This is a genomic window from Streptomyces sp. NPDC044571 (assembly GCF_040647115.1).
Classification (GTDB): Bacteria; Actinomycetota; Actinomycetes; order Streptomycetales; family Streptomycetaceae; genus Streptomyces.
Window position 1 is genome coordinate 11255 of the sequence record NZ_JBEZBN010000023.1, and the last position, 14147, is coordinate 25401.

At 74.2% G+C, this 14147-nt stretch carries 9 protein-coding genes; 8 read left to right on the forward strand and 1 reads right to left on the reverse strand.

Annotation, left to right across the window (positions count from 1 at the left end):
• The first annotated feature begins 252 nt into the window (after positions 1–252).
• The 4 genes from AB0B01_RS14695 (at position 253) to nudC (ending at position 10079) form a co-directional block, all read left to right on the forward strand.
• Positions 253–3699: an ATP-dependent DNA helicase gene (locus tag AB0B01_RS14695; protein ID WP_361717888.1), complete on the forward strand. Its 3447-nt coding sequence runs from the start codon at positions 253–255 to the stop codon at positions 3697–3699.
• A 36-nt stretch (positions 3700–3735) separates the two neighbouring features.
• A complete protein-coding gene (locus AB0B01_RS14700) occupies positions 3736–7611 on the forward strand; it encodes an ATP-dependent DNA helicase (protein ID WP_361717690.1) in 3876 nt (1291 codons plus the stop codon).
• Positions 7612–7621: 10 nt separating this feature from the next.
• Complete coding sequence (locus AB0B01_RS14705) at positions 7622–9025, forward strand: dipeptidase (RefSeq protein WP_361717693.1); 1404 nt, start codon at positions 7622–7624, stop codon at positions 9023–9025.
• Positions 9026–9137: 112 nt separating this feature from the next.
• Positions 9138–10079, forward strand: coding sequence for an NAD(+) diphosphatase (gene nudC, locus AB0B01_RS14710; protein ID WP_361717696.1), 942 nt, complete (start codon positions 9138–9140; stop codon positions 10077–10079).
• A 95-nt stretch (positions 10080–10174) separates the two neighbouring features.
• On the opposite strand, the gene AB0B01_RS14715 is transcribed toward nudC, so the two are convergent.
• Positions 10175–10435 (reverse strand): mycoredoxin, encoded by a 261-nt coding sequence (locus AB0B01_RS14715; protein WP_356849836.1) that lies wholly within the window; start codon positions 10433–10435, stop codon positions 10175–10177.
• A 160-nt stretch (positions 10436–10595) separates the two neighbouring features.
• Here AB0B01_RS14715 and AB0B01_RS14720 point away from each other — a divergent pair, with 160 nt between their 5' ends.
• The 4 genes from AB0B01_RS14720 (at position 10596) to AB0B01_RS14735 (ending at position 14132) form a co-directional block, all read left to right on the forward strand.
• A complete protein-coding gene (locus AB0B01_RS14720; protein WP_361717699.1) occupies positions 10596–12761 on the forward strand; it encodes an ATP-dependent DNA helicase UvrD2 in 2166 nt (721 codons plus the stop codon).
• Between the two features lie 168 nt (positions 12762–12929).
• Entirely contained in the window at positions 12930–13250 is a 321-nt protein-coding gene (locus AB0B01_RS14725) for a hypothetical protein (RefSeq protein ID WP_361717702.1), read from the forward strand.
• 184 nt (positions 13251–13434) lie between these two features.
• Entirely contained in the window at positions 13435–13806 is a 372-nt protein-coding gene (locus AB0B01_RS14730; RefSeq protein WP_356849839.1) for a WhiB family transcriptional regulator, read from the forward strand.
• Positions 13803–14132: a hypothetical protein gene (locus AB0B01_RS14735; RefSeq protein ID WP_361717705.1), complete on the forward strand. Its 330-nt coding sequence runs from the start codon at positions 13803–13805 to the stop codon at positions 14130–14132. Before AB0B01_RS14730 ends, AB0B01_RS14735 begins: the two co-directional genes overlap by 4 nt.
• Positions 14133–14147 lie beyond the last annotated feature (15 nt).

Sequence of the window (14147 nt, forward strand, 5' to 3'; positions counted from 1 at the left end):
CCATCGGGGGCGCGAGCGGGTGGCCGAGTCCCCGTACGAAGGCCCGTACGGGGGACGGTACGCCTCCCCGGACGCCCCGCGGGCCTGCCCGCACGCCGGCCCGCCCGGTGCGGTGGGGAGCCCCCGGCCCCGAGCCGGCGCCCCACCTCGGGGAACTGCGCGGGGCGCGCCGGTTGCCGTAGCGTTGCCTCTTCGGCGGACGCGGCAGCGGCCGCGGCAACGGCAGACCCACCAGGACCGGCACCCCACGTGATCACCTCTCCCTCCGACCGCTCCGAGCGGCGGCGTACGCGGACCCCTGACGCGTACCGCCTCGTGCGCACCGGGCCGGAACGGGTGGATCCCCCTGTGCTGGACGCAGCGCAGCAGGCGGTGGTTGACCACATCCGCGGGCCGCTCCTGGTCCTGGCCGGGCCGGGCACCGGGAAGACGACCACGCTGGTCGAGGCGGCCGCCGCCCGTGTCGAGGCCGGTACGGACCCGGCCCGGATCCTGATCCTCACCTTCAGCCGCAAGGCGGCCGTGGAGCTGCGCGACCGGGCCGCGCTGCGCCTGGGCGGGGCGCGGGCGCCGCAGGCCACCACCTTCCACTCCTTCTGTTACGGGCTGGTGCGCGCCCACCAGGACGCGGACCTGTTCGCGGATCCGCTGCGGCTGCTGTCCGGCCCCGAGCAGGACGTGATGGTCCGCACCCTGCTGGAGGGCCAGCGCCAGATCCGCTCGATCCGCTGGCCGGACGACCTGCGGGCCGCGCTGACCACGCGCGGCTTCGCGGACGAGGTCCGCGCGGTGCTCGCCCGCGCCCGTGAGCTGGGTCTCGGGCCGGAGGCGCTCGACGCGTTCGCGTCCCGGCTGGGGCGTCCGGACTGGAAGGCGGCGGCCGCGTTCCTCGCCGAGTACCTGGACGTCCTGGACATGCAGGGCACGCTGGACTACGCCGAGCTCCTCCACCGTGCGGTCCTGCTGGCCGAGCGCACGCCGTCGCTGTCCGGTGCGTACGACGTGATCTACGTGGACGAGTACCAGGACACCGACGCCTCGCAGCTGCGGCTGCTGCGGGCCCTGAACGGGCCGACCGGCACGCTGGTCGCCTTCGGCGATCCGGACCAGTCGATCTACGCCTTCCGCGGTGCCGACCTGAACAACATCCTCGACTTCGAGGGGGTCTTCCCCGGCGCGGCCGTCCGCGCCCTGACGGTCGGCCGCCGCTCGGGCGCGAACCTGCTGGCCGCGACCCGCCTGCTGACCGCGCGGATGCCGGTGCCGCGGCTGCCCGCGGCCGCCGTACGGGCGCACCGGGAGCTGCGGGCCACGCGGGAGGGCGGCCGGGTCGAGGTGTTCACGTACCCGACGGCCGGCGCCGAGCTCGACAACATCGCGGACATCCTGCGCAGGGCGCACTTGGAGGACGGCGTGCCCTGGCAGGACATGGCCGTCCTGGTCCGCTCGGGCGGGCGCACCCTGCCGGCGATGCGGCGCGCGCTGATCTCGGCGGGGGTCCCGGCCGAGACGGACGGCACGGACATCCCGTTGCGCCACGAGCCGGCGGTGTCCCCCCTGCTGACGGCGCTGCGCACGCTGGCCCTGTCCACCCTGCCCCCCGGCCCGGGCGCGGACCGGACCCCGGCCGGACCGGTCCCGGCTTCCGCCGCCGCGGAAGAGGCCGGATCTCCCCCCGCCACCGTCCCCGCCCAGCGCCAAGCGGGCGCCCCTACCACCCCGGCGTCCGCAGCCGCCGGGCCGGAGGCCGCAGCCCCAGCCGCGCCGGACGAAGCCGAAGCCGCGGCCGGAGCCGTAGGCGGGCTCGGCGGCGCCCTTGATGAGGGGTGGGTCGGGGTGGAGGCCGCCATCACCCTGCTCGGTTCGCCCCTCGGCGGGATGGACTCCGCCGACCTGCGCCGGCTCGGACGTGCCCTCCGCGACGAGGAGCGGGCCGCCGGGATCAAGGTGCCCGCACCGTCCGACGTGCTGCTGGCCCGCGCCCTCGCCGAGCCGGAACGGCTCGTCGCGCACGACCCCTCGTACGCCCGCGGAGCGCAGCGCCTCGGGCTGCTCCTGCGCAAGGCCCGCGAGCTGCTCCAGGGCGGCGGCACCGCCGAAGAGGTGCTGTGGACCCTCTGGGACGGCACCCCCTGGCCGCAGCGGCTGGAGCGCAGCGCCCGCCGCGGCGGCCCGGCCGGCCGCAACGCCGACCGCGACCTCGACGCCGTCTGCGCGCTCTTCGACACGGCCGCCCGCGCCGAGGAGCGGACCGGCGGCCGCGGCGCCCTGAACTTCCTCGAACAGCTCGAAGCCGAGGACATCGCGGCCGACACCCTCACCCGCAAGGCCACCCGCACCGAAGCGGTCCGGCTGATGACCGCCCACCGCTCCAAGGGCCTGGAGTGGCGGCTCGTCGTCGTCGCCGGCGTGCAGGAAGGCCTCTGGCCCGACCTGCGCCGCCGCGGCTCCCTCCTCGAAGCCGACCGCATCGGCCGCGACGGCCTCGCCGAGCCCCTCACCCCCGGCGCCCTCCTCGCCGAGGAACGCCGCCTCTTCTACGTCGCCGCCACCCGCGCCCGCGAACGCCTCGTCGTCACCGCCGTCAAGGCCCCCGCCGAGGACGGCGACCAGCCCTCGCGCTTCCTCACCGAGCTCGGCGTCACCCCCAAGGACGTCGCCGGCCGGCCACGCCGCCCCCTCGCCGTCCCGGCGCTCGTCGCCGAGCTGCGCGCCACCACCGTCGACCCCGAGGCCTCGCCCGCCCTGCGCGACGCGGCCGCCCGGCGGCTGGCCCGCCTCGCCGCGCTCACCGACGAGGAGGACCGCCCGCTCGTCCCCGCGGCGCATCCGCAGCGCTGGTGGGGCCTGTACGAGCCCACCCGCAGCAGCGTTCCGCTGCGCGACCGGGCCCGGCCCGTCGCCCTGTCCGGCAGCGCCCTGGACCAGCTCGCCAACACCTGCTCCCTCCAGTGGTTCCTGGGCCGCGAGGTCAAGGCCGACGCACCCTCCACCGCCGCACAGGGCTTCGGCAACGTCGTCCACGTCCTCGCCGACGAGGTCGCCTCCGGCCGCACCCCCGCCGACCTGGCCGTCCTGATGGAGCGCCTCGACTCCGTCTGGGACGCCCTCGCCTTCGACGCCCCCTGGAAGTCCCGCCAGGAGAAGGAGACCGCCCGCGCGGCCCTGGAGCGCTTCCTGCGCTGGCACACCACCGACCGCGGGGGCAGGGCGGCCGTGGCCACGGAGCACGCGTTCGACGTCACGCTCGAAGCGGGCGAGTACGCCGTTCGGATCCGGGGCTCCATGGACCGGGTCGAATCGGACCCGCAGGGGCGTGCGTACGTCGTGGACTTCAAGACCGGCAAGGCCGCGCCCACCAAGGCCGAGGTCGCCCGGCACCCGCAGCTCGCCGTCTACCAGCTCGCGGTGCGCGAAGGCGCCGTCGACGAGGTCTTCGACGGCCTGCGGCCGCAGCCGGGCGGCGCCGAGCTCGTCCACCTGCGCCAGGGCGCCGCCGTCCGCGAGGGCGGCGACGCCGTCCCCAAGGTGCAGGCCCAGGAGCCGCTGGACGGCGAGTGGGTCGGCGACCTGCTCGCCACCGCCGCGGGCCGCGTGCTCGACGAGCGCTTCACCCCCGCCGTCGGCAAGCACTGCGACCACTGCTCCTTCCGCAGTGCCTGCAGCGCCCGGCCGGAGGGCCGCCAGACGGTCGAGTGAGCGGGAGTGTCGGCGGCTGCGGCTAGCCTCTTTCCCGTGCCCGCGCGTCCGTCCCCTGCACCCTCCGCTCCCGCCGCTCCCTCGCTTCCGGCCGTCCTCACCGACCCCGAGCAGCTCAAGGAGCTCCTCGGCATCCCCTTCACGCCCGAGCAGCTCGCCTGCATCACCGCGCCGCCCGCCCCGCAGGTCATCGTGGCCGGCGCCGGCTCGGGCAAGACCACCGTCATGGCCGCCCGCGTGGTCTGGCTGGTCGGCACCGGGACGGTCGCGCCCGAACAGGTCCTCGGCCTGACCTTCACCAACAAGGCCGCCGGCGAGCTCGCCGAGCGCGTCCGCAAGGCCCTCGCGGCGGCCGGCATCGGCGACCCCGACCCCGCCCCCCTCCTGACCGGGGTCGACGCGGTCGGCGGTGAGCCGCGGATCTCCACGTACCACGCGTTCGCCGGGCAGCTCCTCAAGGACCACGGCCTGCGCATCGGACTGGAACCCAGCGCCCGGCTGCTCGCGGACGCCACCCGCTTCCAGCTCGCCGCGCGGGTGCTCCGCGAGGCGCCCGGCCCGTACCCGGCGCTGACCAGGTCCGTCCCCGACCTGGTCAGTGACCTGCTCGCGCTCGACGCGGAGCTCTCCGAGCACCTGGTCCCCCCGGAGCGGCTGCGCGCGTACGACACGGGGCTGCTGGACGTGCTGTCCGGCACCCGGCTCACCAACGACGACCTGCGCAAGGTCCCCGAGGCGGCGCGCGGCCGCCTGGAGCTGCTGGAGCTGACCGAGCGCTACCGCGCCGCCAAACGCTCCCGCGACCTGTTCGACTTCAGCGACCAGATAGCCCTGTCCGCGGAGCTCGCGACCACCCGGCCCGAGGTGGGGGTGCTGCTGCGCGAGGAGTTCCGGGTGGTCCTGCTCGACGAGTACCAGGACACCTCGGTGGCCCAGCGGCTGCTGCTGTCCGGGCTGTTCGGCGGGGGCAGCGGGCACGCCGTGACCGCCGTCGGCGACCCCTGCCAGGCGATCTACGGCTGGCGCGGTGCGTCCGTGGCCAACCTGGACGACTTCCCCGAGCACTTCCCCCACGCGGACGGCAGCCCGGCCACGCGCTTCTCGCTCAGCGAGAACCGGCGCAGCGGCGGCCGCCTCCTCGACCTGGCCAACGGGCTCGCGGCCCCGCTGCGGGCCATGCACGAGGGAGTCGAGGCGCTGCGGCCCGCGCCGGGGGAGGAGCGGGCCGGCTCCGTGCGCTGCGCGCTGCTGCCCACCCGCGCCGAGGAGCTGGAGTGGCTCGGGGACTCCGTCGCGCACCTGGTCCGGACGGGCACGGAGCCGCGGGAGATCGCGGTGCTGTGCCGTTCCGCCGCCGACTTCGCGCAGATCCAGGCGGTGCTGGTGGCCCGGGACGTGCCGGTCGAGGTCGTCGGCCTGTCGGGGCTCCTGCACCTCCCGGAGGTCGCGGACCTGGTCGCGGTGTGCGAGGTGCTCCAGGACCCGGGAGCCAACGCCTCGCTCGTACGCCTCCTCATCGGGCCGCGGTGGCGGATCGGCGCGCGCGACCTGGCCCTGCTCGGGCGGCGCGCACGGCTGCTGATCGGCCGCTCGCCGGGCGGGGCGGAGGACCCGGACGAGCGCCTCGCGGCGGCGGTGGAGGGCGTGGACCCGGCGGAGGTCATCTCGCTGGCGGACGCCCTGGAGACGTTCCTGGACGGCTCCGGCACGTCCTCGCAGCCCGACGACCTGCCGTTCTCGGCCGCCGCCCGGGTCCGCTTCGCGCACCTGGCCCAGGAGCTGCGCGACCTGCGGCGCTCGCTCGCCGACCCGCTGATGGACGTACTGCACCGGGTGCTGGCCGTGACCGGCCTCGACGTGGAACTGTCCGCCTCCCCGCACGCCCTGGCCGCGCGGCGGCGCGAGACGCTGTCCGGCTTCCTGGACGTGGCGGCGGGCTTCGCCTCCCTGGACGGGGAGGCGTCGCTGCTGGCGTTCCTGGCCTTCCTCCGCACGGCGGCCCAGTACGAGAAGGGCCTCGACCACGCCCTGCCCGGCGGCGAGAACACCGTGAAGGTGCTCACCGCGCACAAGTCCAAGGGGTTGGAGTGGGACGTGGTCGTGGTCCCGGAGCTGTGCGCGGGCGCGTTCCCGAAGGAGAACCCGCCGGAGGCCTGGACCTCGTACGCCAAGGTGCTGCCGTACGCCCTGCGCGGCGACGCCTCCACCCTTCCCGGTGATCCGGCGTGGACCTCGGCGGGGCTGAAGGCCTTCAAGGCGGCCCTGAAGGACCACAAGGAGACCGAGGAACTCCGCCTCGGCTACGTGACCTTCACCCGCCCCCGCTCCCTGCTGCTCGCCTCGGGGCACTGGTGGGGCCCCACGCAGAAGAAGCCGCGCGGCCCGTCGTCGTTCCTGTCGGCGCTGTACGAGCACTGCGTCGCGGGACACGGCGAGATCGAGGCCTGGGCGCCGGAGCCGGCCCCGGGCGAGGAGAACCCGGCCCTGGCGGCGGGGTCGACGCAGGACCAGTCCTGGCCGCTGCCGCTGGACCCGGAGTCCCTCGCCCTGCGCCGCTCGGCGGCGGCCCTGGTCGAGTCGTACCTCACGGCCCGCCCCCCGCACCGACCGACTGCTCGCCCGGCTTCCGCTTCCGCTCCTGCGGAGGAAGACCTTTGGGACCCGCCCGCGGATGCACCGGCGGACGAGGACCACTACCTTGCGGCTCCGCCCGCAGCCGCCGCGGCCGACGACCCGTACCGCGCGGCTGCGCCCCCGGCTTCCGCTTCCGCTCCTGCGGACGATCCGTACAGCGCGGCTCCGGCCCCGGCTGCGCCCGGGGCCGACGACCCGTACCTCTGGCCCCCGGACTGCGAGGACCCGGCGTACGCGTCGGAGCCCCCGGAGCCGGAGCCGGAGCCGTGGACCGACGACCCGTTCCCGGGCGGTCACGGGGAGTCCGGGCTGCCCGCGGACGCGGCGCAGGCCCCCGGGCCCTGGGCCGACGGCCCGGTCGGTTCCGGGGGCTGGGGCGGAGCCCCGGTTTCGGGAAGGGGCGGGGTGGGGAAGCCGAGCACCCGGGCCGCCGCCCCGCAGGACGACGAGCTCTGGCCGGAGGCGGAGCTCTGGGGCGCCGCCGCTCCGGAGGCCGCCCTCCGGGGCTCCGGCTCCGGCTCCCGCACCGGCAACGGCCCCGAGACGACGCCCGAGGAGGAGCGCACCATCGCGTCCTGGGACCGGGACCTCGACGCCCTCGAAGGCGAGCTCCGCCGTGCCCGCGCCACCGTCCGGGACGTGGAGCTCCCGGCCGCGCTCTCCGCCAGCCAGCTGCTGCGCCTCGCCGCGGACGAGCAGGCCTTCGCCCGCGACCTCGCCCGCCCCATGCCCAAGCCCCCGCAGCCCGCCGCCCGGCAGGGCACCCGCTTCCACGCGTGGGTGGAGTCCCGCTTCGACGAGCTGCCGCTGCCCTTCCTCGACCTGCTCGAACCGGAGACGGAGCTGCCCGGCTCCGACCAGGAGATCGCCGACGAGGCCGACCTAGACGCCCTCAAGGCGGCCTTCGAGCGCAGCCCGTACGCCGAGCGCACCCCCCACCGCATGGAGGTCCCGGTCCAGCTCACCCTCGCGGGCCGGGTGATCCGCGGCCGGATCGACGCCGTCTACCACGACCCCCGCCCCGACGCCCCGTACGCGTACGAGATCGTCGACTGGAAGACCGGCCGCACCACGCAGGCCGATCCCCTCCAGCTCGCCGTCTACCGCCTCGCCTGGGCGGAAGCTACCGGCACTCCCCTCGACCGGGTCGCCGCCGCCTTCCTCCACGTCCGCAGCGGCCGCGTGATCCGGCCGCGGGACCTCCCCGACCGCGCCCGTCTTGAGCGGATCCTCCAAGGCAAATCGGGCACGGGCAGTGGCCCCCAGGCCGACAGATAGGCTCATGGGCATGAGCGAAATCCCGGCGGACAGCGTCGTCCGCACGTACATCGACACGCACCGCGCCGCCTTCCTCGACGACCTCGCCGAGTGGCTGCGCATTCCCTCCGTCTCGGCGCAGCCGGAGCACGCGGACGACGTACGGCGCAGCGCCGAGTGGCTCGCCGCGAAGCTCAAGGAGACCGGCTTCCCGGTCGCCGAGATATGGCCGACGCCCGGCGCGCCCGCCGTCTTCGCGGAGTGGCCCAGCGAGGACCCGGACGCGCCCACCGTCCTCGTCTACGGACACCACGACGTGCAGCCCGCCGCCCTGGCCGACGGCTGGCACACCGACCCCTTCGAGCCGGTCGTCCGGGACGGCCGGATGTACGGGCGCGGAGCCGCCGACGACAAGGGCCAGGTGTTCTTCCACACCCTGGGCGTACGGGCCCACCTGGCCGCCACCGGCGCCTCCGCTCCCGCGGTGCACCTCAAGCTGCTCGTCGAGGGCGAAGAGGAGTCGGGCTCCCCGAACTTCCGGGCCCTGGTCGAGCGGGAGGCCGCACGCCTGGCCGCCGACGTCGTGATCGTCTCCGACACCGGCATGTGGTCCGAGACCACCCCCACCGTCTGCACCGGCATGCGCGGCGTCGCCGACTGCGAGATCGACCTGCACGGGCCCGACCAGGACATCCACTCCGGCGCCTTCGGCGGGGCCGTGCCCAATCCGGCCACCGTCGCCGCCCGCCTGGTCGCGGCGCTGCACGACGCCGACGAGCGCGTGACCATCCCCGGCTTCTACGACAACATCGCCGAGCTCACCGACGACGAGCGGGCGCTGATCGCCGAGCTGCCGTTCGACGAGTCCGAGTGGCTGCGTACGGCCAAGTCCCACGCCACCGCGGGCGAGCGGGGCTACTCCACCCTGGAGCGGGTCTGGGCCCGCCCGACCGCCGAGGTCAACGGCATCGGCGGCGGCTACCAGGGCCCCGGCGGCAAGACCATCGTGCCGGCCTCCGCGCACCTGAAGCTCTCGTTCCGCCTGGTGTCCGGGCAGGACCCGTACGAGGTCGAGGCGGCCGTCAGGGACTGGGTCGCCGCCCGGATCCCGGAGGGGATTCGGCATTCCATCGTGTTCGGCGCCCCCACCCGGCCGTGCCTGACGCCGCTGGACCACCCGGCGCTGCAGTCGGTCGTACGGGCCATGGGCCGCGCCTTCGGCGAGAAGGTCCGCTTCACCCGCGAGGGCGGCTCGGGACCGGCGGCGGACCTCCAGGACGTCCTGGACGCGCCCGTCCTGTTCCTCGGCATCTCCGTACCGTCCGACGGCTGGCATTCGCCGAACGAGAAGGTCGAGCTGGACCTCCTCCTCAAGGGGGTGGAGACGGCCGCGTACCTGTGGGGTGATCTCGGCGCCCGGGGGAAGCCCGCCTGAGACCGCCCCAGCCCGCCCGGGACCGCCGCGCCACCGCGCCACACGCGGCGTCCCCGGCCCACCACCGTCCACGTTTCACCGAGCCTGCCTGTCTGTCCCACCACCGGGGGAGTTGGAAGTACCTGTGAGCACGCACACCGAGCGCCCTCTCTCGCTCGCCGCGGCCAGCGGAATCGACCGCGCCGCACACCACCGCCTCGACGAGGCCTGGCTCGCCGCCGCCTGGAGCCACCCGACGACGCGCGTCTTCGTCGTCTCCGGCGGCCAGGTCCTGATCGACGACACCCCCGACGGAGAGACCGGGATCGTGATGACCCCGGCCTTCGAGGCCCCGCTCACCGAGACGCACCGGTACTTCCTGGGCACCGACGAGGACGGCGTGCGGTACTTCGCGCTGCAGAAGGACTCGCTGCCGGGCCGGATGGACCAGTCGGCCCGCCCGGCCGGCCTGCGCGAGGCGGGCCTGCTGCTGTCCCCGCGCGATGCCGGGCTGATGGTCCATGCGGTGGCCTTGGAGAACTGGCAGCGGATGCACCGCTTCTGCTCCCGCTGCGGCGAGCGCACGGTCGTCGCGGCGGCCGGGCACATCCGCCGCTGCCCGGGCTGCGGCGCCGAGCACTACCCGCGCACCGACCCGGCCGTGATCATGCTGGTGACCGACGAGCACGACCGCGCCCTGCTGGGCCGCCAGGTGCACTGGCCGGAAGGGCGCTTCTCGACGCTGGCCGGCTTCGTGGAGCCGGGCGAATCGATCGAGCAGTCGGTGGTCCGGGAGGTGTGGGAGGAGGCCGGCGTCAAGGTCGGCGAGGTCGAGTACGTCGCCAGCCAGCCCTGGCCGTTCCCGTACAGCCTGATGCTGGGCTTCACGGCCCGCGCCGTCAGCTCCGAGATCACGGTCGACGGCGAGGAGATCGAGGAGGCCCGCTGGTTCTCCCGCGAGGAGCTGCGCGCGGCGTTCGAGTCGGGCGCGGTGATCCCCCCGTCGGGCATCTCCATCGCGGCCCGCCTGGTGGAACGCTGGTACGGCGAGCCGCTGCCGAAGCCGCTCGCGTAGCGCGCAGGCGTCGTTCGTCACAGCAGAAGGCCCCCGCCGCGGCGGGGGCCTTTCTGGGCTCCGGGTGCGCGGGGCGCGCCGGCGTATCAGCGGGATCAGACGGCGAGGGCCTGCTTGACCTGGGCGAGGCTCGGGTTCGTCATGACCGACTCGCTGCCGGCGGGGGAGACGACGAGCACGGTGGGAACCGTCTGGTTGCCGTTGTTCGCCTTCTCGACGAAAGCGGCGGACTCGGGGTCCAGCTCGATGTTGATCTCGTTGTACGCGATGCCTTCCCGGTCCAGCTGGGTCTTCAGCCGGCGGCAGTAGCCGCACCAGGTCGTGCTGTACATCGTCACGGAACCCGTGTCCTGCATGCTCGCTCCTCTGTGGTCTGGGTGGTCCGAGTACTCGAACGTACGGGAGTGCGGTGCCATTCCCGCACCCGTGGTGCACCGGGTCCGTCAAGTACGACGAATACGGTCGGCCTGTGGACGGATTTCCCGTCCGCCCCGGGCGACCTGGCAGCATGGCGGGGTGACAGCAGCAACGCACTTCCCTTCCCTCCCAGCCGACGCCGACTCGGCCGACGCGGTGCTCCTGGGCCTGGACCCGGAGCAGCGCGAGGTCGCGACGACCCTGCGCGGGCCGGTGTGCGTCCTGGCGGGCGCCGGGACGGGCAAGACCCGGGCGATCACCCACCGCATCGCCTACGGCGTCCGCTCCGGGCGGCTCATGCCGGCCAGTGTGCTTGCCGTCACCTTCACCAACCGTGCCGCCGGCGAGATGCGCGGCCGCCTGCGCTCCCTCGGCGCGGGCGGGGTCCAGGCGCGCACCTTCCACTCCGCCGCCCTGCGCCAGCTCCAGTACTTCTGGCCCAAGGCGATCGGCGGCGAGGTGCCGCGGCTCGCCGAGCGCAAGGTCCAGCTCGTCGCCGAGGCGGGCGCCCGCTGCCGCATCCGGCTCGACCGCGGCGAGCTGCGCGATGTCACCGGCGAGATCGAGTGGGCGAAGGTCACCCAGACCGTGCCCGCCGACTATCCGGCGGCCGCGATCAAAGCCGGCCGCGAAGCCCCCCGGGACATGGCGGAGATCGCCCAGATCTACGGGACGTACGAGCAGCTCAAGCGCGACCGCGGCATGATCGACTTCGAGGACGTGCTGCTGCTCACCGTCGGCATCCTGCAGGACCGCGATGACATCGCCGAGCAGATCCGCGCCCAGTACCAGCACTTCGTCGTCGACGAGTACCAGGACGTCAGCCCGCTCCAGCAGCGGCTGCTGGAGCTGTGGCTCGGCGAGCGCGACAGCCTCTGCGTCGTCGGGGACGCCAGCCAGACCATCTACTCCTTCACCGGGGCCACCCCCGACCACCTGCTCAACTTCCGCACCCGCTACCCGCAGGCGACGGTGGTCAAGCTGGTCCGCGACTACCGGTCCACCCCGCAGGTCGTCCACCTCGCCAACGGGCTGCTGCGCCAAGCCAAGGGGCGCGCCGCCGAGCACCGCCTGGAGCTGGTCTCCCAGCGCGAGCCCGGCCCCGACCCGGTCTACGCGGAGTACCCGGACGAGCCCGCCGAGGCCGAGGGCGTCGCCGCGCGGATCCGCGACCTGATCGCGGCCGGCGTCCCGGCCGGCGAGATCGCCGTGCTGTACCGCATCAACGCCCAGTCCGAGGTCTACGAGCAGGCCCTCGCCGACGCCGGCGTCCCGTACCAGCTGCGCGGCGCGGAGCGCTTCTTCGAGCGGAACGAGGTGCAGAAGGCGATCCTCGCGCTGCGCGGCGCCGCCCGTTCCGGCGGGAACGACCCGCTGCTCGACGACGTCGTCGAGCTCGGCTCCCAGGTGCGGGCCGTGCTCAGCTCCACCGGCTGGCCGGCCGAGCCGCCCGCCGGCTCGGGCGCGGTGCGCGAGCAGTGGGAATCCGTGGCGGCGCTGGTCCGGCTCGCCGAGGACTTCTCCCGGGCGCGCCCGGGGGCCACCCTGGCCGACCTGGTGATCGAGCTGGACGAGCGCCGGGCCGCCCAGCACGCTCCGACCGTCCAGGGCGTCACCCTGGCCTCGCTGCACGCGGCGAAGGGCCTGGAGTGGGATGCCGTGTTCCTGGTCGGCCTCACCGACGGCATGGTGCCGATCACCTACGCCAAGACCGACGAGCAGGTCGAGGAGGAGCGCCGGCTCCTGTACGTCGGCGTCACGCGGGCCCGCCACCACCTGACCCTGTCCTGGGCGCTCTCCCGCTCCCCGGGCGGCCGGGCCTCCCGACGTGCCAGCCGCTTCCTGAACGGGCTGCGCCCGGGCTCCGCGGTCCCCGGAAGCCGGATGGCCGCCGCGGGCGAGCAGCCGGCCCGCAAGCGGGGCCGCCGCGGGCCGGTGCGCTGCCGGGTCTGCGGCAAGACCCTGACCGAGGCCGGCGAGCTGAAGCTGATGCGCTGCGAGGACTGCCCGTCGGACATGGACGAGGGCCTTTACGAGCGGCTGCGGGAGTGGCGCGCGGACCGGTCGAAGGAGCAGGGACTGCCCCCGTACTGCGTCTTCACGGACAAGACGCTCATGGCCATCGCGGAGGCCGCGCCGTCCGAGGCGGGAGAGCTCTCGATGATCTCGGGAGTGGGCGGCCGCAAGCTTGACCGGTACGGAGCCGAGGTGTTGGCCATCTGTGCAGGTCAGGAGCCTGGGGGTGCGGATGCTGACGACGCGTAGAAACTCGTCGGAAAAATAGTTTGCACATGCCCAGCGGATCCCCATAGGTTCTTAGCAACGGAAACGGTGGCTTCTACGAAGCCCTGGTTCCGTGCTGTACTTATCCGAATACGCATGGGACGGGCCCTCGGGCCCAGCTCCCCGAGACGCCGAGAGGAGGCGAGACCAGTGACCAGCTTCATCACCAGCACCAAAATGACCGATCGCTCGGTTGCCGCCTCCTGCCTGCTCGGCTCCTCCGCTTCGCTCCTGGGTACCGGTCTGTCCGCGATTTCCGCTGACAGCCGTGCCCTCCTGGCCACGCTTCCCGTGCGTGAGCGGAATGAGCGACCGACCCAGGCACCGGTGGCAGTAGCGGAAGCCCAGGCGCATGGCGCCTATGGCTTCGCGGCCGCAGCCGGTGCCGGATCCCAGACGACGCAGACGAAGCAGCAGCACCACCTGATGTGGGCCTTCCGTGGGCTCGAACCCTGGAGTGATCCAGCCTGATCCGACGATCAGGCCGGCGCCTTCAGGGCCGCGGAACCCCACCCGGGATCCGCGGCCCTTCTGTTTGTCCCCGAACGGGGGCGACAGCACGAAGGAGCCTCGGGACTGGCAAGACCAGGTACCAGCCGCCCCCGGCCGAACCGGGCCGGACCGACTAGCCGATCAAGACGAGGAAGAAAACACCGTGCAACTCGAAGCGCACGCCCCGTCCGTACCGCAGACCCAGACGATCTCCCCGCCCGCAGTCCCGGAGGACTCCACCTTGACTCCCCTCACCGCGCTCACCGCGCTCGACGACGCCATCGAGAACCTCGGCGTACCCGTTGCCTGCCGTACCTACGACCCCGAGGTCTTCTTCGCCGAGTCCCCGGCCGACGTCGAGTACGCGAAGTCGCTCTGCCGGACCTGCCCGCTGGTCGAGGCCTGCCTCGCCGGGGCGATCGAGCGCCGCGAGCCCTGGGGTGTCTGGGGTGGCGAGCTGTTCGTCCAGGGCGTGGTCGTAGCCCGCAAGCGTCCCCGTGGACGCCCGCGCAAGAACCCGGTTGTCGCGGCATGACCGCCATCGGAACCATCGACCGCCCCCTGACGCACGACCCCCTGAAGCAGGCCCCCATGACCGCCCTCACCACGAGCGAGCAGCCGAACGGCTCCGCCACCGCAGACTTCATCACCGCCGGCGCGATCACCTCGCGTCAGAACAGGACCCGCGAAATGCAACTCATCCCAGAAGCCCTGGCCCGTGCCCATATGGACGACCGCATGCGTGAGGCCGACGCCGAGCGTCGCGCCCTGCGCCTGGTCGCCGCCCGCCGCATGCAGCGGCGAGCCGAGCGCGTCTCGCTGCGCGCCCGCCGCGCGCTGGCCATGGCCGTCATGCACTAAGAAGCCGAGAACAGC